General features: G+C 60.0%; 13 protein-coding genes and 2 pseudogenes. 9 read left to right on the top strand and 6 right to left on the bottom strand.

Annotated elements, in window-relative coordinates; all coding sequences use genetic code 11:
* Positions 1-221: pseudogene (locus GCT19_RS37555) on the bottom strand (IS5/IS1182 family transposase); the annotation flags it as partial.
* A gap of 459 nt (positions 222-680) precedes the next feature.
* On the opposite strand from GCT19_RS37555, the gene GCT19_RS37550 reads away from it, so the two are divergent.
* The 4 genes from GCT19_RS37550 to GCT19_RS37535 all read left to right on the top strand — a co-directional run bounded on the left by GCT19_RS37550 (position 681) and on the right by GCT19_RS37535 (position 11,682).
* A complete protein-coding gene (locus GCT19_RS37550) occupies positions 681-1,469 on the top strand; it encodes a BMP family ABC transporter substrate-binding protein (RefSeq protein ID WP_018437517.1) in 789 nt (262 codons plus the stop codon).
* 372 nt (positions 1,470-1,841) lie between these two features.
* Positions 1,842-2,822 carry an ATP-binding protein gene (locus GCT19_RS37545; protein WP_227749445.1) on the top strand — a complete coding sequence of 327 codons (981 nt, stop codon included), beginning with the start codon at positions 1,842-1,844 and terminating at the stop codon, positions 2,820-2,822.
* A gap of 862 nt (positions 2,823-3,684) precedes the next feature.
* Positions 3,685-4,359 (top strand): response regulator transcription factor, encoded by a 675-nt coding sequence (locus GCT19_RS37540; protein ID WP_013093459.1) that lies wholly within the window; start codon positions 3,685-3,687, stop codon positions 4,357-4,359.
* Between the two features lie 930 nt (positions 4,360-5,289).
* On the top strand, positions 5,290-11,682 hold the full coding sequence (locus GCT19_RS37535; RefSeq protein ID WP_227749444.1) for an autotransporter outer membrane beta-barrel domain-containing protein: 6,393 nt from the start codon (positions 5,290-5,292) through the stop codon (positions 11,680-11,682).
* 127 nt (positions 11,683-11,809) lie between these two features.
* On the opposite strand, the gene GCT19_RS44935 is transcribed toward GCT19_RS37535, so the two are convergent.
* The 3 genes and pseudogenes from GCT19_RS44935 to GCT19_RS37515 form a co-directional block, all read right to left on the bottom strand.
* Positions 11,810-12,259 carry an amidohydrolase family protein gene (locus GCT19_RS44935; protein ID WP_408582413.1) on the bottom strand — a complete coding sequence of 150 codons (450 nt, stop codon included), beginning with the start codon at positions 12,257-12,259 and terminating at the stop codon, positions 11,810-11,812.
* A 280-nt stretch (positions 12,260-12,539) separates the two neighbouring features.
* Positions 12,540-12,929 carry a cupin domain-containing protein gene (locus tag GCT19_RS43925; protein ID WP_456299586.1) on the bottom strand — a complete coding sequence of 130 codons (390 nt, stop codon included), beginning with the start codon at positions 12,927-12,929 and terminating at the stop codon, positions 12,540-12,542.
* Positions 12,930-13,151: 222 nt separating this feature from the next.
* Positions 13,152-13,280: pseudogene (locus GCT19_RS37515) on the bottom strand (ISL3 family transposase); the annotation flags it as partial.
* A 255-nt stretch (positions 13,281-13,535) separates the two neighbouring features.
* On the opposite strand from GCT19_RS37515, the gene benC reads away from it, so the two are divergent.
* Positions 13,536-16,109 (top strand): benzoate 1,2-dioxygenase electron transfer component BenC, encoded by a 2,574-nt coding sequence (gene benC / locus GCT19_RS37510; protein WP_152854751.1) that lies wholly within the window; start codon positions 13,536-13,538, stop codon positions 16,107-16,109.
* On the opposite strand, the gene GCT19_RS37505 is transcribed toward benC, so the two are convergent.
* On the bottom strand, positions 16,106-17,011 hold the full coding sequence (locus GCT19_RS37505) for a helix-turn-helix domain-containing protein (RefSeq protein ID WP_018437509.1): 906 nt from the start codon (positions 17,009-17,011) through the stop codon (positions 16,106-16,108). The genes benC and GCT19_RS37505 overlap by 4 nt on opposite strands.
* A 111-nt stretch (positions 17,012-17,122) precedes the next feature.
* Between GCT19_RS37505 and GCT19_RS37500 the strand changes: the two genes are divergently transcribed.
* The 4 genes from GCT19_RS37500 (at position 17,123) to pobA (ending at position 21,437) form a co-directional block, all read left to right on the top strand.
* Positions 17,123-17,956, top strand: a complete 834-nt coding sequence (locus tag GCT19_RS37500; RefSeq protein WP_152854750.1) for an SDR family NAD(P)-dependent oxidoreductase — start codon at positions 17,123-17,125, stop codon at positions 17,954-17,956.
* 27 nt (positions 17,957-17,983) lie between these two features.
* Positions 17,984-19,693, top strand: coding sequence for an FAD-dependent oxidoreductase (locus GCT19_RS37495; protein WP_152854749.1), 1,710 nt, complete (start codon positions 17,984-17,986; stop codon positions 19,691-19,693).
* Complete coding sequence (locus GCT19_RS37490) at positions 19,687-20,022, top strand: NIPSNAP family protein (protein ID WP_018437506.1); 336 nt, start codon at positions 19,687-19,689, stop codon at positions 20,020-20,022. Before GCT19_RS37495 ends, GCT19_RS37490 begins: the two co-directional genes overlap by 7 nt.
* A gap of 230 nt (positions 20,023-20,252) precedes the next feature.
* The gene (gene pobA / locus GCT19_RS37485; protein ID WP_152854748.1) at positions 20,253-21,437 is read left to right on the top strand and encodes a 4-hydroxybenzoate 3-monooxygenase; all 1,185 of its coding nucleotides are present in this window, start codon (positions 20,253-20,255) and stop codon (positions 21,435-21,437) included.
* 275 nt (positions 21,438-21,712) lie between these two features.
* Here pobA and GCT19_RS37480 read toward each other — a convergent pair.
* A partial coding sequence (locus GCT19_RS37480; protein WP_152851873.1) for a transposase occupies positions 21,713-21,871 on the bottom strand: 159 nt, incomplete at its 5' end.

The following is a 21,871-nucleotide window of genomic DNA, read 5'->3' as shown; positions in this document are numbered from 1 at the left end:
AACCAGTGCTGGATGAAATGGATGCGCAGCATGCGCTCCAGACCAATCGGCGGGCGACCATTGCCGCGCTTCGGGTAATGCGGCTCGACCACCGCGCACAACTCAGCCCACGGCGTAATTGCATTCATCGTATCGAGAAACTCATCGCGCCGCGTCCGTTTGCGGTGCGTCTCGAAACCCGCACCTTCATCAGCTGCCATTGCCAGCGTCTGCTGCTTCATCCTGTTCTGCCTTCCTTATCCACTCCGAGCTATAACGCTCGGAGTAGCTCTGCGGTGGACTTGATCAGCTTTGCCCTTGGTGTGGATTAGCCGAAGCCCGGGTCTATAAATCTCGACTACTTAATTGTCGATGGTCGGTGACCTTATCTGAGTGGAAAGCAGTACCCATTTCGCTTAACCTGACAACGCTGGCAAAAACCCACAACCAGCTGTTGGTGCGACAAATCGCTCTTGACGTTATCTTCCACGCCTGCATAGACTTTGGACGTATTCAGGTCAGTTCTTCAGAACATTCGACTATCTGAGGAAGCGCATAGAAATCCTGCCCGAATGAAACCGGCCCCCGTCAACGAGCGACGTCGCGTTGCCTGTTCGCTGCTCGCACTGTCTGCGTTCGCCCCGACCTCACTCCGAGGCGCGACGCATGCATCCGTTGCAGGCACGGTTAGCACATGGCCCGTGTTGCTGTTCATTCCCTACGCCGGAAGCGATCTCGGATTCAGCGAAGCCGCATATCGCGGCTACCTCCAGGTCCGCCACAACGGCTACCGGATGACTGTCGTGCGCGATGCCGACAGTCTGGGTGCCGCGCGAATTCTTACGGTTATCGGCCGACACTACACGGCAGGTGTACGCGGTTTCATTCTGGCAGGCGCTGAGCTGAGCGCAGTCACCGCAACGGCCGCAGCACAATACCCGCAAGCCTATTTCGCGACCTTGTCGGGTACGGCGAGTGGCCCCAACGTGGTCAACTATTGTCTCGATTGCAAGAGCCTCGGTGGCGCGCTTGCCGGTGCTGTTGCCGCGAGCGTGTCGAAGACGAAGACCGTCGGTTTCGTCGGCGGCGTAGAGTCTGTCGACGGGACGGAGGCGCAAAGCTTCAGGCAGGCCGTACTTGCCAAGGCGCCCGATGCAACGGTTCTGGTAGATTGGGTCGGCAACTGGGATGACCGCCGACGCACGCAGCAGTTGACCGTGCAGCAGATCGACGCCGGCGCCGACGTACTCGTGGCCGATGCAAATGACTCGGTGATCGTCGCGGCCGCCCGCCATCCGCGCGTCCGTGTGATCGGCTGGATGGCCGATGCGTCCCGTCGGTACGGAAACGTCGCGGCGAGCGTGATCATCGACACGAGCATCATTTTCCGGCGTTTCGTCGATGGAGTGGTCGCGGGCCGATTTGAGGGCGGCGACTACCCCGTCGTCGATACGGACAATGTCTGGAAGATTGTGTGGCCGCACGGGTAACCGCTGATATACGCTGAACTCGATCGCATGAGCTCGTTGAAAAACCAGATTACTGTAACGTTGATCGTACTGGTCACGGCAGTCGGTCTCATCGATGCATATACGTCGTATTGGCTGTCGCGCAAGCACATCGGCGAACTGCTCGACGTGCACTTACAGGGCGCCGCTACCTGGCTGTCCGCCGGCAACGTCGGCGCGATAGGCTCGCACGGTCCGCCGCAGCACTCCGTCGACGGCTTTGTCGGGCAAATCTGGAGGAGCGGCGACGCGGCGCCAACGGATAATACCGATCCGGAGCTGCTATTCGATCGCAATGCGCCGGACGGATATTCGATCGAGAGTATCGGCGGGCATGCGTATCGCATTTACACGTTGAGAAAGGCCGACGGCCAGTACACGTACCAGGTCGGACAGCCGGTGGCGTTCCGCGAAGAAACAGCAAGGCATGCCGCGCTCGAAAGCCTGATACCCACGCTCATCCTGATTCCACTCGTTTGGCTCGCTATTCCCTTTGTCGTCAACGCGGCGTTCGCGTCGCTGTCGCGTGCAGCGGCGCAGTCGGAGTTAGTCGGCATTCGGCATCTCGAGCCTCTCGATATATCGGGCGTGCCGGACGAGGTACGACCGTTCGCGGCGTCGGTCAATCGGATGATTGCCCGGCTTCAGGTTGGTATCGACGCTGAGAAACGATTCGTCGCCGATGCCGCGCACGAGTTGCGCACGCCTATCGCTGCGATGCAGCTCCGCGTCGACAACCTCGTCAACGCTCCCGACGAGGCGGCACGCTCCGAGCGTCTGCGCGAATTGCGCGAGGCCATCGCTCGAGCGTCGACGATGATCCGACAGCTTCTCTCGCTAGCGCGAGCTGATGCACAGCTCGATCTGACAGCAATCGAGACAGTGGATCTGTCCCAGTTGGTTCAGAAGCTCGTCGCGGATTTTCTGCCGGTTGCAGATGCACGCTCGATCGATCTTGGTGTAGGGAAGTTCGAGAGCGCGCAAGTTGAAGCGCGTGAAGGAGAATTGCGTATGGCCGTGCGCAATCTGCTTGAGAACGCACTGCGCTATACGCCGGCCGGCGGAACCGTCGACATCGATCTGTTCCGAAGCGCCGACGACTTGGTGGTGCGCGTGACCGACAACGGACCGGGCATTCCGGAAGCGTCACTGGACCGGGTGTTTGATCGCTTCTTCCGTCTGCGTGCGGAGGATTCGGAAGGTAGTGGTCTCGGGCTTTCGATCGTCAAATCGGTCGTGGCGAAGTACCGGGGTTCTATTTCGCTTGCAAACCGCAGCGATGGACACAGTGGTCTGATTGCTACAATCGTTCTGCCGGCGCGCGGCACTATGTAGAAGAGTGAGCCCTGAATGGCACCCGGTCACGGGTTTCGGTCGGGAAGCTGCGTAACGCTAATTCTCATCAGATAGCCACCGTACATACTGGCATTGTGACTACGTTCCTGTCAGGTAGCCTTCTCTGAGCAGCGAGTTGCTCGCAGCTCTTTTGGTGATGCCTGCGATCAGTGCGATTGCAGTAGCGACTTGCGGCGAGCGCTTTAGAGGTGTTCTGTACATCTGCCGATCCAATGGAAATGGATCGAATACTTGAAGACATAAGAAGATTGGAATGTGTTTCTGACGTTGCTTTGATGTCACGTGTCGGGGAGTAGCGTGATCGAACGTCGGTAGACGCCAATCATCGCCTGACTTCATCCACAGCCGTACATCGCGACCGACCCCATTTACTAGTCCCGAGGAAGGGGCCGTTCCGTCGATTCTCATTCCAATCTCATTCTTGGGATCTAAAATATTTCCTGAGACGAAGATTGCGGATTGGCAGGCTGAAAAGCGCCAGTGCAGAGTGGATTCCGGGAGTTATTGCGAGGGAATCCCTGGCGCAAGATCGTCGCTTACGCGAGAGGGACAACATGCTTAATGTGTATTCACTGCCCGTCGATTTCGAGGATTGTGAGTGTTCAGCCACCTGTGGAAATCCGGGGCGATACAGCTTCATCAGTTCCGGCATTCTCGAGTGGTTGAGAAAGTTTTTCCCGCGGAGAGCCAATTCGCCTGATGCGAAGCTTCCGAACTGTTGAGAAAAAAACCGGCGCATTACGCATGAATCGCAAATCGCTCAGGCGAGAAACGCGCCTGCGGAAGAACGTTCCTTGCCTTGCGCCCAACGACAACGCTCCATTGCCGTGGACATTGCACTATGCGAGTGCTCATAGTCGAAGACGACCTGCAGATCGGTCAAAGTTTGCTGCGCGCGCTTCAGGATGCGGAGTACAGCGTCGACTGGGTCCGCGACGGCAATGCCGGCAGCGCGGCCATCGCTGCCGTTGAATATACGCTGGTCTTGCTCGATCTTGGTTTGCCCGGCATGGGCGGCATCGAATTGCTGAAGGCGGCACGTGAGAAGGGGAGCAAGGTACCCATACTGATCCTGACCGCACGTGACGACCTTGACGCCCGGGTCCAAGGGCTCGATTTCGGCGCTGACGACTACGTTCTCAAGCCCTTCCACCTGCCCGAACTGCTCGCGCGGATTCGTGCCGTGTTGCGTCGCAGGGCAGGCTTTGCGTCGTCGCGTCTAGGCAATGACACGTTGAACCTCGATCTCGACAAACGAACTCTATGCTGCAACGGGGTGTCATCCGTTCTGTCGGCGCGCGAATTCGCATTGATGTTCGCGTTCCTTGAGCGCCCCGGCACTATCCTTTCGCGAGATCAGCTCGAGGGGAAGCTTTATGGTTGGGGTAAGGAAGTCGAGAGCAACGCGGTCGACGTGCTGATCCACGGTGTACGCAAGAAGTTCGGACAGTCTGTGATTCGCAACGTGCGTGGCCTCGGCTGGACTGTGACGCTCGGCGAATCGCCCGAGGTGTGACCGCGCGTTTCGGCTACGTTGCCGTACGACGGCGATGTCAATTTTCCGGGCTCTTGTTGGCGGAAATAAAGTGAATCTCCAAATATTCTTCTTCGGCGCACTTGTGATGATCGGAAACCCCCGAAGAAAAGCATAGTTCTGCGTCGCTCAGGAAGCAGCCATTCACATATCGAATCGCGCTAATCCATACTTTCGTAAGCATTACACCGTTGCCGGTCTTGCCGGCCGATGTTCAGCAGAACACGTTCGCCCGGTCACCGTAGAACACCAACCGCCTTGCCATAGCGCGACGCCCGCCGTGGAAGCGGAGTCCCAGGCTCGAAATTCGCGCCGCGCTCTTCAGCTCCCCGATTCGCATTTTTGTTCCATTGAACAAAGCCCGGCTAGCGGCACCTGATGTTCCCTCCTACTAATGGTTATCTAAGTTATCACGCGCACTATGCAACCTAAGCGCAACGGATTGATGTCTTTTCAAACGCGCATTGGGTGCCTCGGCACGCTGGATCGTGAGATTTATTGTGAAAACGTTTGATCATATTAAGTCAATTTTAAGTTTCATGATTATGTGTCCATTCACGGCTCGCGGCGGAATGGCTTCTGCTAATTGCCCCATGTCTGATCAGATCCGCGTGGGACCAGGTGGTGTTGCATTCGCAGCTGCCGACGATGAATCCGGGTGGGCTTCAAAAAAGGCGCTTGAGGATGAACGGATCAGCCGATTCTGACGGCCTTAATCAAGTTGGAAAACCTCCGCCGAAATATTCCGGCGAAAGTTAGAAATTAATCACCTTCCTGGGCAGCGCTCAATTTCGTAGGCATCACTTGCCAGTGCGGGCTTGCGGTCATTCGTCGTGTCCAGAAATCGGATTTTGTCCGATCGAGCCGGGTCGCCAGTAAAACCAGTCTCTGTGCGACTCGCAGACAGATTCGATGTCTTTTTCAAAAGACTGCAACCAGTTGCACCTGTTATTGCGACAGAACCGAATGAGGAAGATCGTGTACATATTCAAGCATTCATCGCATTGTGAGTCTGCGCGGGCATTGACGTCGGCGCTTTGTTTTGAGGATTGCTGCGGCCGCAAGCGTCGGACCGTGGTTGCGTTGGCCTCTGCCGTAACGTCGCTTGCCGCGCTGTTTGTTCCGGTCGCTGTGCGAGCCCAGTGCAACAGCAGCGCTAACCCGACGCTGCCTGCGGCGCCGGCACAGACCAACTTTTCCAATCAGTCGTTTGGCGCAGCGCCGCTTCCCCAGTACTACCTGAACGCCGCGGGGCAGGCGGGATGCAAAGGCGCCGACGACGGCTCTTGGAACGGAGTGGGACAGGATGGCTTCGCTGGTCAGTCGGGTGGTTCCTTTAACAGTGTCAACAGCGGAATTACGGTGAAGGGGGGCTTCGCGCCGACCTTCATCAGCCCCACGATGGGAGCGGGATGGTCCGTCGACGGTGGTGACGGTGGTGCCGGCGGACAGGGCGGTTATGACGCCAATGGCTCCGCCCACACGGGAAACGGCGGGGCGGCAGGCAATGGCGGCGCGGTCTCCGTGCAGTTTAGCGGCACGGTTGGTCCCGACCTGAAAGGTGTCCTTCCGGAAGTTGCGCTCGACGTGGAAGCCAATGGCGGCACCGGCGGAGTGGGTGCCGTGTCCAATGCCCAAGGTACTGAGCCGCTCTACGGCGGCAACGGCGGAGCAGGGGGGCGGGGTGGTCAGGCAGCGCTTGACGCCTCCGGCAGCATTCAATTCTATGGCGTCGGCCTGCGAGCGTCCGCCCTGGGCGGGACCGGCGGGGTCGGTGGCAACTCGCCCACTCCGGGCGATTTGGTCGTAGAAGGCCATGGAGGCAAGGGCGGCAATGGCGGCGCCGGCGGTACCGCGACGCTTGCCTTTCAGAACGGCAGTCTGACCGCCAGCACCCCGGCAGGCCAGATCTTTCCGATGCAGGCCGACGCCGATGGCGGTACGGGCGGCAGCGCTGGTGGCGCGTACGGTGGAAGTGGCAGTTTTGGCGGGACCGGCGGCAACGGAGGTAACGGCGGCACAGCGAGCGCGGAACTCGGCAGCGGTGGCCAGATCGCGTTCTCCGATCAGATGCAACCGGCGAACAGTCGGTATCAGCCGGGCAGCGGCGTAACTGCCAAGGCGAATGGCGGAGCGGGCGGGGGCGGTGGCACTGCCATCGACGGCTCATTCCGCAATGAGGGTGGTATGGGCGGCAACGGCGGAATTGCCGGCAGCGCCAGCGCCACCGTCCTTGGTTCCATCGATTACACCGCGAATGTTCCGGCCGGGCAGTCTGCTGCCGGGTTGATCGGGGGTGAGGGGGTGCTGGTGCAGGCCAATGGAGGCGCCGGCGGCATCGGTGACGGCGCCCAGAGCACTGTCGTGGGTGAAGGCGGTGATGGTGGTAAGGCAGGCGCTGGCGGGAGCGCTTCGCTGACCCTTGGAGACGCGACGAACACGGCGACAATTAAAACGAACGGCCCATATACACATGGCGCGTTGGTGCAAAGTGTCGGCGGCGGCGGGGGCAATGGCGGTAGTGTCAGCTTCGCGCTGGCCGGCACGGGCGGTGCAGGTGCCGCGGGCGGCGATGGCGGCGCGGTCACGGTGACCTCGAACCACGCCTTTGTCACGGTCGGCAGTCAATCAGGCGTCGGCAGCATCCCGCTGATCGCGCAAAGCATCGGCGGTGGCGGCGGAAGCGGCGGCGACGCCAGCGGCGTCACCGCTGGCGCGGGCTTCGAGATCGGCGGCAACGGCGGCCAGGGCGGCAATGGCGGCGCGGTGAAGCTCGCGCTGGGCCAGAACAGCGTGTTTGGCAGCCTCGACCAGAGCGGTGGAGCCGGCATCCTTGCGCAAAGCATTGGCGGCTCCGGCGGCAATGCCGGCAGCGCGACGTCGAGCGGCGGGGGGCTGATCACCATGGTGATCGGCGGTGATGCCCACGGTGGCGGCGCGGGCGGCCAGGTCACCGTTGACAACGCCGCACTCGTCACGACCTACGGCGACCACGCAGCCGGTATCAAGGCTCAGTCGATCGGCGGCGGTGGCGGCAATGGCGGTAACGCTACAGCGTTCACCGTCGGCGGCCCCCTGTCGAGCTCGGTTGCCATTGGCGGACTAGGCGGCAGCGGCGGCGCGGCTGGCGCGGTTTCGCTGTCCAACTCGGGCCAGGTTGCTACGTATGGTTCGGACGCCGAAGGTGTCGTGCTGCAAAGCATCGGCGGCGGCGGCGGCTCCGGCGGCAGCGCCACGGCGCGTGCCGTTGCCGCATCGGCCAGCCCAAATATTCCTTCGATCAGTGTCAGCGCCGCTATCGGCGGCGCCGGCGGGACCGGCAACACCGGCGGCAATGTCACGCTCGATAATTCCGGTCTGATCACCACTGCGGGCGACAGCGCGACCGGCGTTTTCGCGCAGTCCGTCGGTGGCGGCGGTGGTACGGGCGGCGACGCAACCGCCGCGTCCTACTCCGCGTCGCCTGCCAAGGGGGCGTCCCTGTCGGTCTCCGTGGCTCTCGGAGGCAGCGGCGGCAGCGGCGGCACGGGCGGCGCCGTCAACCTGGAAAACTCCGGGCTGATCGCCACCTTGGGCCAGGACGCCCACGGCGTGTTCGCACAGTCAATTGGCGGTGGCGGCGGCAATGGCGGAACGGGGGATGCCTCGGCAACGGCGGCTAACGCCAAAGCCAGCTTCAGCGCGTCAATCGCGGTGGGCGGAACGGGGGGAACGGGGGGAACGGGCGGCACGGTCGGCCTGACCAACGACGGTTCGATCGCGACGCGTGGCGACGGCGCCGATGCCGTGTTCGCCCAGAGCGTGGGCGGCGGCGGCGGCGCAGGCGGCGGAGGTACCGCTGCGGCCAGCGGCGGCAAGGATGCTATCGCCGTGGGTGTTGGCGGCAAGGGTGGCGTCGGCGGCGACGGCAACACGGTGACGACGATCAACAACGGCAACATCGTCACCCGCGGCGCGGCCTCGACCGGCATCTTCGCGCAAAGCGTCGGCGGCGGCGGCGGCAAAGGCGGCAAGGGCGCGGCGGCCGCGGGCGGCAGCGGCGGCCTCGACACGATCTCCAACGCCCAGACGCTGTTTGGCATTCTGGGTCAGGGCCTCGGCCTCAACCAGAATGTGCAGAACCTGGGCAACAACATCCTGCAGGTCGGAGTGCTCGGCGAAAAAATCAAAGCGACTTATGGTGATCTGGAAAAGCTCCTCACGCAGCCGGATGGGGTATCGAAAGTTCTGGGCACCGTGAACCAGATCAGCGTCGGCGTGTCGGTCGGCGGCAGCGGCGGCGCGGGTGGCCTGGGCGGCGCGGTGAACGCCAGCAACACCGGCGCGATCGGCACCTATGGCGCGCAATCCCACGGCATCTTCGCGCAGAGCGTTGGCGGCGGCGGCGGCAGCGGCGGCGCGGCGAGTTCGGTCGGCAAGTCGAACAATGATTCGAAGGTGCAGGCCGCGGTCGCCGTGGGCGGCAGCGGTGGCGCGGCGGGCTCGGGCGGGGCGGTGAGTGTCGTGCAGAAGGCAAATGGCGCAGTCGAGACGCAGGGGGTGGAAGCGTTCGGCGTGTACGCGCAGAGCGTAGGCGGCGGTGGCGGCAACGGCGCGATGTCGGGGGCGGTCAGCGGTTCGCTTAAAAGCCTGTCGATCGCCGTGGGCGGCAATGGCGGAGGCGCCGGGAATGGCGGCGACGTGAGCGTCAGCAACGGCGGCACGGTCACGACACTTGGCAAGCAAAGCGTCGGCATCCTCGCGCAAAGTATCGGAGGCGGCGGCGGTGTCGTGACGACCGCAAGCAGCGATGAGACATTCGATCCTTCCAAAGCCGTCCAGAATCCGCAGGGACGGATCGCCGACATCTACGGGGTGACACTGAGCTTCGGCGGTCAGAACGGCAGTTCGGGAAATGGCGGCGGCGTCACTGTCAACACGCAAGGCAACGTGACGACGAGCGGGCTTGACGCGCACGGTATCGTCGCGCAGTCGATCGGCGGCGGGGGCGGGTTCGTAGTGGGCGGACAGATCAACACGAGCACGCTCGTTGGCGCCGGGGGCGCGAGCGGCAATGGTGGCAACGTTCTTGTCGTGGACACCAACAACACTGTCTCTACCACCGGCGACGGTGCGTATGGGATCGTCGCACAATCGATCGGCGGTGGCGGGGGCTTTGCCGGCGACCCGTCCGCCCCGAACTACTACGATGACAATACGAGCGGCACGGTATTCGCCAACAGCGGCAATGGCGGCACCGTCAACGTCATCGTGGCAAACGGCGGGAAGGTCGTGACGACCGGCCGGTACGCGCCCGCGATTTTCGCGCAATCGATCGGCGGTGGTGGTGGTCTGGTGGCCTCCAACAACAACTCAAGCACGCTCGGCCCGCTGCATGATGTGGCACGTGGCAGCGCGGGTGGCGCCGGCGTGGGCGGCATGGTCGCCGTCAACGTCAGGGATAACGACACGGTCATGGCCACAGGCGTCGGGTCCGCCGGCATCCTGGCGCAAAGCGACGGCCAGAAAGGCGGGCAAATCTCGATCCACCTGGCGCCCGGGTCGAAAGTCATAGGCGGCACGACCGATCCCAATTTCCGGACGGCCCCAATGGGGGGGGAGGACCCGGAGTTTCGCGACGCTGCCGCCGTCCGTCTGATTGGCGGCAATAACAACATCATCACCAACCAGGGCACCATCCAGACCTTAGGCAAATACGCGATCCTGGTGGACCCCACGTTGTATGGCGAGGCGTCCGCCACCACCACGGTCAACAACTCCGGCACTATCACCGGTGACATCCACGTCCTTGGTGGCCCCGGCAACAGCGTTGTCAACAATCTGCCCGGTGGCGTTATCGACACACCGGCCACGCTGAACGTCGGAGGCGGCACGGTGAACAACGCCGGTACGCTGAAAGTCGGCGGCGCGAAGTCGATCGGCAATACGGTTCTCACTGGCAATCTCGTGCAGAGTTCGACTGGCACACTGAACGTCCAGATCGATCCGGCCAACAAGCGGTCCGATCTGCTCGACATCACGGGTACCGCCGCGCTTGCCGGCAAGGTGCAGGCCGATCCGGTGAGCTATCTGAAGAGCACGAGCACCGTGCTGTCGGCCGCCGGCGGAATTCGGCCGGATACGGCGCTCGCGGGTTCTTCTACGCCGGTCTACCGCTTCACGCCGCTGGTGCAGGGCAACACCGTCGCGATCAAGACCGATGCGGATTTCGTCGGTGCGAGCAAGGGGGCTTCGGCCACGCAGCAGAGTGTCGCAGCCAACCTGGACCGGTTGTGGAACAGTGCCGATCCTACCTTTGCACCCATCTTCGGAGCCTTCGGTAGCGCCGGTAGCACGGCGGGCTATGCCCAGACGCTGACCGCCGTTTCCGGCCAGGAGTTGCTCGGCGTTGCCGCTGCGCGCTACCAGTCCAGCCAGGCATTCTCGCGCTCCGTCTTCAGTTGTCCAGAGTTCGGCGACGACGACACCACCGTGAGAAAGCAGGGCTCCTGCGTGTGGTTCCGCGCCACGGGCATGTGGGAAAACCGCAGCGCCGACGCTTCGTTCCCAGGTTTCGGCTGGCAAGGTACGACGATGAAGGTCGGCGGGCAGGTCCAGCTGCAGCCCGGCTGGTTTCTCGGTGGCGCCATCGGCTACGAGACCGACCGCTTTACCGGCAACGACAACCTGACGAGCGCCAACGGCAATGCGCTTCTTGGCGTCGTCGCGCTCAAGCACGAGATCGGGCCGTGGACTTTCAGCGGTGCGGTGGACGCCAGCTACGGCTGGTTGAACAGCTCGCGCGTGATCCCGAGCGCCAATGCGGTGGCGACCGCGTCGCCCAATTCGTTCAATCTCGGAATGCACATGCGCGCGGCCTATCAGATTCCGTTCGGCCGTTTCTACCTGGAGCCGGCGCTCGATGGCGACCTGAACTACATCAATCTACCGGGTTACACGGAGAGCGGTGCGGGCGCGCTCAACCTGAAGGTGAATAGTGCGAACAGCGTCATTGCGACCGGCACGCCGAACCTGCGGATCGGGACGCGCGCGCAGATCGGATCAGCGACAGTCGACGCTTATGTCGGCGCCGGGGTCAGCTTCATTGCAGGCAATAGCTACACGACCAACGCCTCGTTCGCCACTGCCCCGGGTTTCGGCAGCTTCACCAATACGCTCACCAATGCGCACGTTGCAGGCAAGTTTTCCGCTGGGGTAGAGGTCTATACGACCAAACGTCTCGATGTGCGTCTGGAGTATGACGGCGTCGTTGCCGCGCACGAGGTCGAGAATGGCGGCCAGATCCGGTTCAAGTACCGGTTCTGAAAAAACCTCCGGAAGCCATAAAGCGTAGTTGGGTTGGTGACCAGGATGCGCTGCCGCAAATCCGGTTCGGGTACCCAGTGCGCGAGTTGATTCAACACGCGCGCGTCGTCGACGTGACGGAATGGGCTTATGGCGGTCGATTTTCGCCCGGCTCGTCACTCGCACAGACAATGCGTGCGGGATTGGCCTCGGCAAGGTGGCGCACGAGCGGGCGCACGTCGTCATAGTTCGGCGCGCCTTGCGAGATGCGATAGGGCGCCGACAGCTTGATATAGGCATGGCCGCTGCGCAGAAGATCGACGATCGGTGGTAAATCCCGCTGCGCCATGCCCTTTGACGTCTGGATCATCGCGAAGTGATCGAGGACGACTGGGACATCGAGCGCACCGATCTCGTTCGCCAATGCCGCGATCACCTGTGACGCTGCGTAAATCTCTACGTGCCATCCAAGCGGCCCGATGCGGCGTGCGAGCAAAGTCAGCACCCCGCGGGCCGCAGAGGTCCTGCTGACCGATCGACGCCAGATTGACGCGCGCGCCTTTGACCCTGTTGGCCGCCAGCGCCTGGAGCATTTCATCGGGCGCCGACGGAACGATCGCCGCAGTCCCTCGCGCCATGTCGCCGAGTACCTGCAGCGCATCGACGAGGTATGCATTGTGGGGTCTTCGTCCTTTTCGTGCATTTTCTGGCGGATTGCACGAAAAGGCGCTTTCAGATCAAAGAGTTGAAAATCCCTCAAGTTGCAAAAGGCATGTGAGGTTGCCAAGCCTTGCTGCAGGCGGCTTCTCACGCCGCTACGGCCAGAAAATGCACGAAAAGGAGAAAAGCCCTCTGAGAGAAGGCTTCTCTTTGCGCGCCTATTTCAACTCCTGTCCAGCAAGCTCACCTTCTAGAAAGAGATTCAGCTTCAGGAAGAGTGAAAGTATGAGTGCACCGCGAGCGGGCGATGTGCTGATTCCCTTTCGGGTGCCAAACGTAGTCGCCTTCGCGAACCTCTCCCTCGTCATCGACAATGTTTCCTTCGAGAACATGGGCCTGTTCGATTTCCACATGCTCGTGAGCGGCAGCTCAGTTCCAGGTGCCCACCGGAAAAGAGCGGTAAGCAGACCGGCTTCAGGGACGCTCAGAAGTATCTTCATGTCGATACCTGGAGAGGGAGTCGGTTTCCACGCCTGCTCACTGAGATGGACATAGTGAGAAGCCAAATCACCGTAGTTCATCAAAGGTCGTTTCTCTTCTCCGGACACGCCTTTCTCCACGTTTTTGTAGGCCGCTCGAATACGACTATTCAATGTGTCATCGGGAAACTGCTATGTCAAATCATGAGGCACAAGTCCATTGAACCGGATGAATTGCACCGGATACGTCGAATTGGATCGGAGTACTTCCATTTCAACGGGGTAGCCTGCTTGTTGTATTGGCGGATGTAACACATGAGCTTTTTGTGGCTCTGTTGAGATTTGAGTAGGTTATGCCGCAGGCGGGTTGATCGAACTGAAGTCGAGCTTGCCGGCGATCAGGAACAGCACGGTACGCATGGTAGTGAGGTTGGCGTAACCGCGCGCACGTCGCTTGGCGGCCTGGAACAGGCCGTTGAGGATGCTGGCAGCCAGCCACTGGCTCAATTGCCGAATCCAGCATGGTATTGACGAGTTCGGCATCCGACCGCGTGCCGATCGACCAGCTCACAACCACACCTTCGGGTGGCTTTTTCGTCTTACATATGCCCTTTCCTGGATGCAGGTTTTGTCCTGTTAAATGGAGGGTCTGTCCGTTGAGTCTGTGACAATTTGGCCCTAGAGTGCGTCTACTAAAAACAGTCTGACCGTTCGGTTCAGCATACGGAGCGCACTATGGTCTATCAGATCACCCTCAATTTTGAAGACGGCGTAACTCGGCTTATCGACTGCGAAGAGGGCGAGCGCATTACCGACGCCGCGATTCGCGCAAAACTCAATATCCCGCTCGATTGCCGTGACGGCGTGTGCGGTACCTGCAAGGCCGTATGCGAATCCGGCGAATACACGACGGGTGACTGCACGGATGAAGCCATCAGCGCGGAAGAGCTGGCCCAGCGCAAAGTCCTGACCTGCCAGATGAGCCCGAAGTCGGACTGCGTGCTCCAGATCGCGTCGAGCTCGACGGGCAAGAGCGCTCGCATGCACCAAGGCCGTCTGACGTCGATCGAGCGCGTTTCTGAAAGCACCATTGCATTCGCCGCCAAACTCGACGACCGTGTTGCTCTCGAATTCAAGGCCGGTCAATACGTGAACGTGACGGTTCCGGGCACGGATCAGACCCGCAGCTACTCATTCTCCTCGGGGCCCCAAGACCGTGACGTCTCGTTCCTGGTGCGCAATGTGTCGCAAGGCCTGATGTCCACGTGGCTGGCCGAGAAGGCGAAGGTCGGTGCTGCGATCGAGTTCAAGGGTCCATACGGCGGTTTCTATCTGCGTGAAATCGGGCGTCCGGTTCTGATGCTGGCCGGTGGCACGGGACTCGCACCGTTCCTGTCGATGCTTGACGAGATCCTGAAGAGCGGCGGCAGCAAGTATCCGATTCACCTGATTCTGGGCGTGAATACGGACAACGATCTGGTGTGCGTCGATCAACTCGAAGGATACGCGAAGCTGATCCCCGGTTTCACGTACGCAACGGTTATTGCGGACAAGACGAGTGCTCACCCGCGTAAGGGTTGGGTCACCGATCACATCGAGGCCGCTCACCTCAATGACGGCGAAGTTGACATCTACCTGTGCGGGCCGCCCGCGATGGTCGATGCAGTAAGCAAGTATCTCAAGGACCAGAACGTGAATCCGACGAGTTTCCATTATGAAAAATTCGCTACGGCAGCGCCTGCACAAGCTGCTGCTCCGGCTGCGGCTTCTGTAGTCGTATCGCAAGCGGTGGATGCGCCCGTTTCGTCCTCGGACGCGGCCAGCGCTCTCGAACTGGGCTTGCTGCTCGGTCGCTTGAACGCAGATCAGATCCAGAAGTTCGGGGCCTTCGCTGCGGCACGGAAGGCGCTGGTTCAAGCAACGGGCGATGATCAACTGGTCAAGCTGTACACAGAATTCGCCCAAGACGATTTCGTGATGAAGGCGCTGGCCAAGCACGTGAAGCATGATTCCGGGGCTATGTCGGCTCTGGCTGAAGAAGCCAAGGCCGGTGGTTGCCCGTTCCACGCGATGATCGACCAGGCGCCGGCGACCGAGCTCCCCACATACTCGCATGAACTGGAGTGGCCCGAGGGTATGGAGCCGTTCAAGGTCGTTGACGACGGTTCGCAGGGCGACCCCTACGCTCACTACGAGTGGATGCGTGAAAACGCACCGGTTCTGCGCTGCCAGTCCACGACGTCCGACGTCTGGTTCCTCTCGCGTTACGAAGACGTGTTCAAGGCCGTCCGTAACACGAAGCTGTTCTCGTCGGAAGTGGTGAAGCCGGTGCCGCTCACGTTCCTCACGCTGTTTGACGGTGAAGCACACTCGCGTCTGCGCACGATTCTGCAACCGTCGTTTACGCCGCTGGCAATCGATCCGTTTGTTGAAGCGGTGACCGCACGTGCCAACGAACTGCTGGATGCGATGATCGCCAAGGGCGGTGGCGACGTGGTTCAGGACTTCTCGATTCCGCTGTCGATTCGCACGATTTCGGCCATGCTGGATGTTCCGGCAGAAGACGAAGAGAAGATGAAGTTCTGGTCGGACGAAACCTTCTCGTACTTCGGACGTATTGCACGTAACGCGCTGGGCACCGGTACCGATGAGCAGAGTGCGAATGATTTCTGGGAATACCTCCGCGTCCAAATGCTGAAGCTCATGGACACGGACAGCCAGTCGATTGGCGCGCACATCGCACGCATGTGGAAGGACGGGCTGCTCAGCGAGAAAGAGGCAAAGGAGCTGTGCTCGTTCGTGTTCATCGCCGGTCACGACACGACGACTATCCTGGTGGCCAACGCGTTCCGTATGATGGCCGAGCAGCCGCACCACCTCGAACGACTGCGCGCCAACATGGACGACTGCGAGAAGTTCGTGGAAGAGACGGCACGCTATCGTGGCACCGTTCAACGCGTGTCCCGCGTGACGACCGCTGATACGACGGTCGCCGGCGTTCACATCCCGAAGGGTTCGATCATCCGACTGCTGCTGTCCTCGGCCAACCGTGACTCGCGCAAGTTCCCGGACGGTGAGACGTTCAACATCGACCGCGATAACGATGCACACATGGGCTTCGGAAACGGGATGCACAAATGCTTGGGTATGCCGCTGGCGAAGCTGGAGACGCTGCTGTCGGTGCGTGCGCTGGCACAGAAAGTGGGTTCGATTTCGCTCGATGCCACGAAGGAAATCAAGTACGTGCGTGGCAACAACTTGACGAACTCGGGACCGGAGCACCTGTTTGTCAAGCTCACGGGGCTCTAACCCAGAAGGAATCGCTCTTGGGCAGTAGAACGATACTCGGTTGGCCGTTCTCCCACTTGTTTGCGAAAGAAACGGCCGAAGTAGGCTTCATCCTGGAATCCTAGTTCGTTGGCGATTTGCTTCACGCTCATCGTTGAATAGCCGAGTAGTCGTTTTGCTTCATGGATGGAACGTGCGTCGATAGCCTCGATCGCTGAAGTACCAAATGCAGCATGGCAGATTCGGGAAAGTTGGCCGGTGGTTACGCCCATGTCTTTGGCGTACTCACCGACTGCCCGACGTTCACGACAGTGCTTGTCGAGTAGGGCGCGGAATTTTTCAATTCTGTCGGCCAGTGTTCGTTGCTCGGGATTCGCAGCCAGTTTCGCACTTTCGCTAAGACGTCCAACCTTAACGAATAAAGCGATCATCCGTGCAGCACCCGCAGCGAGCTGCCAACGCGCGTCTACCAGCGTCTCTTGTCGGATCGATTGAAAAACGGTCTCTAGCGGGGTGCCCTTGTCAAGGTTGAGTATTCCCGACAGAACTGCCGGAGTTCGAACGAATTCCAGTAGATCCGGGGCCAAGGCCATGATCACGGATTCGAGTGCTGGCTGAGCCGCCGTAACAACGTGTCCCTCAATGTCGTTCGCGAAGTGGAAGTTATGCACCGATTGTGCAGGGACCGCGATGAGGCAGGGGGCCTGAAATGTCCAGGTCCTGCCGTCAATCGAGGTCTCTCCACCACCGTGAGTGATGTATAGAACCTGGATGAGGGCACGGTGGACGTGAGGCTTGATTTCGAAGTCGAAAAGACTGGCACGTAGTGAGATCGGCTCGTAATGAACCATATCGTCATGAGGGGCATTGCTCTCCGCTCCGTAGAGCACGAAGTTCGAAATCGCATTTTGCTCCTGTTGCACAGTTTGTCCTGTTATTTGAGTGGTTTTTCCATTGTCACATAGTTGGCCTGCGTGTCAAATGGCGGAGCGATTCTCTATAGAAGTAACCTTTCCAAAACGTTGGGTATCCATATGAGTCAAGAAATCCAGAATCCGGCGCAGCCTGGGCTGCACCTGAATGGCAAGATTGTTGTCGTGACAGGCGCAGGCTCAGGTATCGGTGCCGGCATCGCACAGGCGTTCGCGCGCGTGGGGGCCCACGTTGCTCTCGTGGATAAAAACTTCGAAGGTGCGAAGGCCGTAGCCTCGACGCTGCGTGATGAGGGTCTGGTTGCATTGCCCTTCGCTTGCGACGTATCGGATGAGAAGTCGGTAGCCGCTGCCGCTGACGATGTGCGTGCCACGATGGGTCCGGTCAACGCCCTGATCAACAATGCGGGCTTGCTCCGCGCAGGTTCGCTGGAAACGGTTTCGATCGAGGACTGGAATCTCTCACTGTCCGTGAACCTGACGGGCTACCTGCTGTGCGCTCGTTCGTTCGGCAAGGATATGCTGGCCGCAGGCAAGGGCAGCATCGTTCACGTGGCTTCGATCGCAGCACTCAACCCGCAAACGAATAGCGGCTCGTATTCGCCGGGTAAGGCAGGTGTGCTCCTGCTCTCGCGTCAACTGGCAGCAGAGTGGGGCCCCCGTGGTGTGCGCTCGAACTGCGTGCTCCCGGGCATGATCCGTACTGCACTGTCGGCCAAGTTCTATGAAGAGCCGGGTTTCGAAGAGCGTCGTGCGCAAGTTGTGGCCTCGCGTCGTATCGGTGAACCGGAAGATCTGGCAGGACCCGCACTGTTCCTGGCCTCGGACCTCGCGGCCTACGTCAACGGCGCAGAGATTCTCACCGATGGCGGTCTGAACTGCATGCTCATGGACCAGGTTCCACGTCCTGGTTTCAACGCAGTGCCTGCAAAGTAATCAATGACAACAACAAGGAAGTCAGACATGACGAAGACAACTTGCGATTTGGTGGTCGTTGGTTCCGGTGCAGCCGGACTTGCTACGGCAATCACGGCAAAGAAGCGCGGCCTCAATGTTGTGGTCGTGGAAAAGGAAGCAGTGTTCGGTGGCACAACCGCACTGTCAGGCGGCGTTCTGTGGATTCCGCTCTCCCACTATGGCCGTAAGCAGAATCAGGCAGACTCGGTAGAGAAGGTCAAGCAGTACCTGCAGGAAGAAGCGGGCAAGAATTACGACGACGCTGCTGTCTCGTGCTTTATCGAGAACGGCGCGAAGATGGTGGACTTCTTCGAGAAGGAAACCGATACGAAGTTCGTGCCCACGATGTATCCCGATTACAACCCGCATAAGCCAGGTGGACAGGATATCGGCCGCTCGATTTTGGCGGCACCGTACGACATTCGTGGCCTCGGCAAGGACATGAATCGTCTGAAGCCGCCGCTCGAAACGATCACGTTCATCGGCATGATGTTCAATTCGAGCAATGCCGACCTCAAGCATTTCTTTCAGGCAACGAAGAGCTTCAAGTCATTCTGCTACGTGGCAAAGCGTCTGGCCACACACGTCAAGGAACTGACGCTCTATCGTCGCGGCATCAACGTCACGAGTGGTAATGCGCTGGCCGCACGGCTCGCGGCCTCGGCGCTGAAGCTCGGTATTCCGATCATGACCTCGACGCCGGTTCGTGGTTTGCTGACCGAAAATGGCAAGGTCACGGGCGTGCACGCTGTGGGCTCGGACGGTGAAGTCCAGATCGTGGCAAAGCACGGTGTCGTGCTCGCAGCAGGCGGCTTCCCTCACGACCCCAAGCGACTGGCCCAAGTCTACCCGCACGTCAAGAATGGGGGCACCCACTTGAGCCCGACGCCGGAAAGCAATACTGGTGACGGCGTCAACATGGCCGAGAAGGCTGGTGCAGCACTGGGTATGGGCTATGCCGACGCCAGCGCATGGATGCCGGTGTCGAAGGTGCCGCTCAGTGGTGGTCGTACCGGCGTGTTCCCGCACCTGCTGGACCGCTACAAGCCTGGCATTATCGGTGTGCTGTCCAATGGCAAGCGCTTCACCAACGAATCAAATTCGTACCACGACGTTGGTGCAGCACTGATGCGTGTATGCGAAGGCAAGCGTGAAACCGCGATGTGGCTCATCTGCGACAAGGATGCGCTGGCGAAATACGGTCTGGGCTACGTCAAGCCTGCACCGATGCCGACCGGTGGTCTGATCAAGAAGGGCTACCTGATCAAGGGCAAAACCCTGCGTGATCTGGCGAAACAGTGTGGTATCACCGCGGACACGCTGGAAAAGACGGTCGCTGAATACAACAAGGGCGCGGTCGTCGGCCAGGATATGCAATACGGTCGCGGCACGACGGCGTTCAACCGCTATCTGGCTGACCCGGAAAACAAGCCGAATCCGTGTGTCGCACCGGTCCAAAACGGTCCGTTCTACGCGGTCAAGGTGCTGATGGGCGACCTCGGTACGTTCGACGGTATCGAAACTGCGGTCACGGGCGAAGTGCTGCGTAAGGATGGTTCGCAGATCGAAGGTCTGTACGCAGTGGGTAACGACCGCAAGTCAATGATGGGCGGTGCTTATCCGGGCGCTGGTATTACCCACGGTCCGAACATGACGTTTGGCTACGTCACGGGCAACACGATTGCAGACAAGGTGAATGGGAAGGGCGCATGGTAAATCTCGCAAAGCCACTGGTCGATCACCGGACGTACACGATCGCACTTCGCAAGATGCCGGAGTTTCTGGAAGTGTTCAATCGATTGGCCATGCCGATTCTGCTCGAAACGCTGGGCCATCCTTTGGGTTTCTGGACCTCGATGGTTGGGCCACAGAATCAGTTCACCCATTTGTGGGGCTATGAGGATCTGGCCGACTACGAGCGCCGTTGTCGAGCCCGTGACACACACCCGGACTTTCCCAGGTATCTGGCGGCGTCGGGCCATCTGATTACCGCGCAAACGACCCAGCTTATTCGCGCTACATCGATGCCCGGCGTCGCAAAATAACAGCATTGCAACTGGGGCCTGGTGAAGCAATAAGGTATGCGACTTATTAATGGACGAGTCTAGGCTGGGCCCCGGTATGACTTAGGTGAAGTGCAGGTTCCACTGACCGTTATTGACAGAAAACGCTGCCTTATACGAGCGCCATAAAACCGCGCTAGATATTTAAGCCGCTGCAGCAGTGTCGCCAGGACACGACGCGGCGATCAGGTGAAACAGAGGAGAAGGTGGAGATGCGAACCAAGGTCGCGATCATCGGTGCTGGCCCGTCCGGGCTTCTGCTTGGCCAGTTGTTGCAAAAGGCCGGCGTGGATAATGTAATTCTGGAGCGGCAAACTGGCGAGTACGTGTTGGGCCGCATTCGTGCTGGCGTGCTCGAGCAGGGCACGGTCGATCTGATGCGGGAAGCCGGTGTCAATCAACGCATGGATGGGGAAGGTCTCGTCCATGACGGAATCGAACTGGTCTTCGGTGGGCGACGCGATCGCATTGACTTGAAGAAGCTGACTGGCGGCTCATCGGTGCTGGTTTATGGTCAAACCGAGGTGACGCGCGACTTGATGGAAGCACGCTCGGCAAGTGGCGCAACCACAATTTACGAAGCCAGCAACGTCCAGTTGCATGACGTCAAGGGGGAAAGCCCCTGCGTCACATTCGAAAAGAACGGTGAGACGTTCAGGCTGGAGTGCGATTACATTGCAGGCTGCGACGGCTTCCATGGCGTATCGCGCAAGACTATCCCGGAAGAAGTGCTGACTCACTACGAGCGAGTGTACCCATTCGGTTGGCTTGGCCTACTCTCTGATACTCCGCCGGTCAACCATGAGCTGATTTACGCTCACCACGAACGTGGCTTCGTTCTGTGTAGCCAACGTTCGACGACCCGCAGCCGTTATTATCTTCAGGTGCCGTTGAAGGAGAAGGTCGAGGACTGGTCCGATGAGCGCTTCTGGGGCGAACTGAAAACCCGTTTGCCGAACGATGTCGCCGACAAGATCGTGACGGGCCCTTCACTGGAAAAGAGCATCGCCCCCCTGCGTAGCTACGTGGTTGAGCCGATGCAGTACGGCAAACTGTTTCTGGTGGGAGATGCAGCGCATATCGTGCCACCAACTGGCGCGAAGGGGCTGAATCTGGCCGCCAGTGATGTGAGTACGCTTTATCGCATTTTGCGGAGTGTCTATCAAAACGGTCGGATCGATCTGCTAGACAAGTATTCCGAGGTGGCATTGCGACGGGTTTGGAAAGCGGAGCGATTCTCCTGGTTCATGACCAATCTTCTGCACGAGTTTCCGGAACGCGATGCATTCGATAAGCGCATGCAACGCACGGATTACGACTATTACACGAGTTCTAACGCGGGTCTTAAAACCATCGCAGAGAATTACGTTGGTCTACCGTACGATCCGATTGAGTAACGTTCAGCCGCGGAGGTAGGTCAAAGGGCGGGCATTCGAAAAGCACGGCACGCGCACGCGGTTCGTCGATATTTCGTCCGAACTTGCCTTTCGCGCCACGAGACTTACTTGTTATTTGGGCCAAGACCAAATAGCTTAGGGCTACGCTGAACAAGCCGCTGAATTTGCGACGTGTCGGCGATGTTGAGGTGTTCAGGTCGTGAAGCCGACCGTCACCCTTTGGCTTTTGGCCCTTGCGGGCATTGCACGCGGGCGTTTTGCCCGCGTTTCGCCCATTACGGGCACACCTGTGCCATCAATCGCGTGCGCGACAGGTACACGTTGGCGAGCGCCAGAGCTACGAAGGCCCGGTTCGCATTCTTCGCCAACCCGCGGTAACGCACCTTCGTGAAGCCCCACAGTCGTTTGACCACCGCGAAGACATGCTCCACACG

It is taken from the genome of Paraburkholderia atlantica (genome assembly GCF_009362785.1).
In the GTDB taxonomy this organism is placed as follows: Bacteria; Pseudomonadota; Gammaproteobacteria; order Burkholderiales; family Burkholderiaceae; genus Paraburkholderia; species Paraburkholderia atlantica.
Note: the sequence above shows the minus strand (reverse complement) of the source record. Positions and strands in the feature narration are given on the sequence as shown.

Bases quoted from the DNA above. Each gene is read 5' to 3' on its own strand.
- pobA (WP_152854748.1), top strand. From the start codon at position 20,253: ATGCGAACCAAGGTCGCGATCATCGGTGCTGGCCCGTCCGGGCTTCTG.
- GCT19_RS44935 (WP_408582413.1), bottom strand. From the start codon at position 12,259: ATGAAATGCTCCAGGCGCTGGCGGCCAACAGGGTCAAAGGCGCGCGCG.
- GCT19_RS37490 (WP_018437506.1), top strand. From the start codon at position 19,687: ATGGTAAATCTCGCAAAGCCACTGGTCGATCACCGGACGTACACGATC.
- benC (WP_152854751.1), top strand. From the start codon at position 13,536: ATGGTCTATCAGATCACCCTCAATTTTGAAGACGGCGTAACTCGGCTT.
- GCT19_RS37500 (WP_152854750.1), top strand. From the start codon at position 17,123: ATGAGTCAAGAAATCCAGAATCCGGCGCAGCCTGGGCTGCACCTGAAT.
- GCT19_RS37495 (WP_152854749.1), top strand. From the start codon at position 17,984: ATGACGAAGACAACTTGCGATTTGGTGGTCGTTGGTTCCGGTGCAGCC.
- GCT19_RS37535 (WP_227749444.1), top strand. From the start codon at position 5,290: ATGTCTTTTTCAAAAGACTGCAACCAGTTGCACCTGTTATTGCGACAG.
- GCT19_RS37540 (WP_013093459.1), top strand. From the start codon at position 3,685: ATGCGAGTGCTCATAGTCGAAGACGACCTGCAGATCGGTCAAAGTTTG.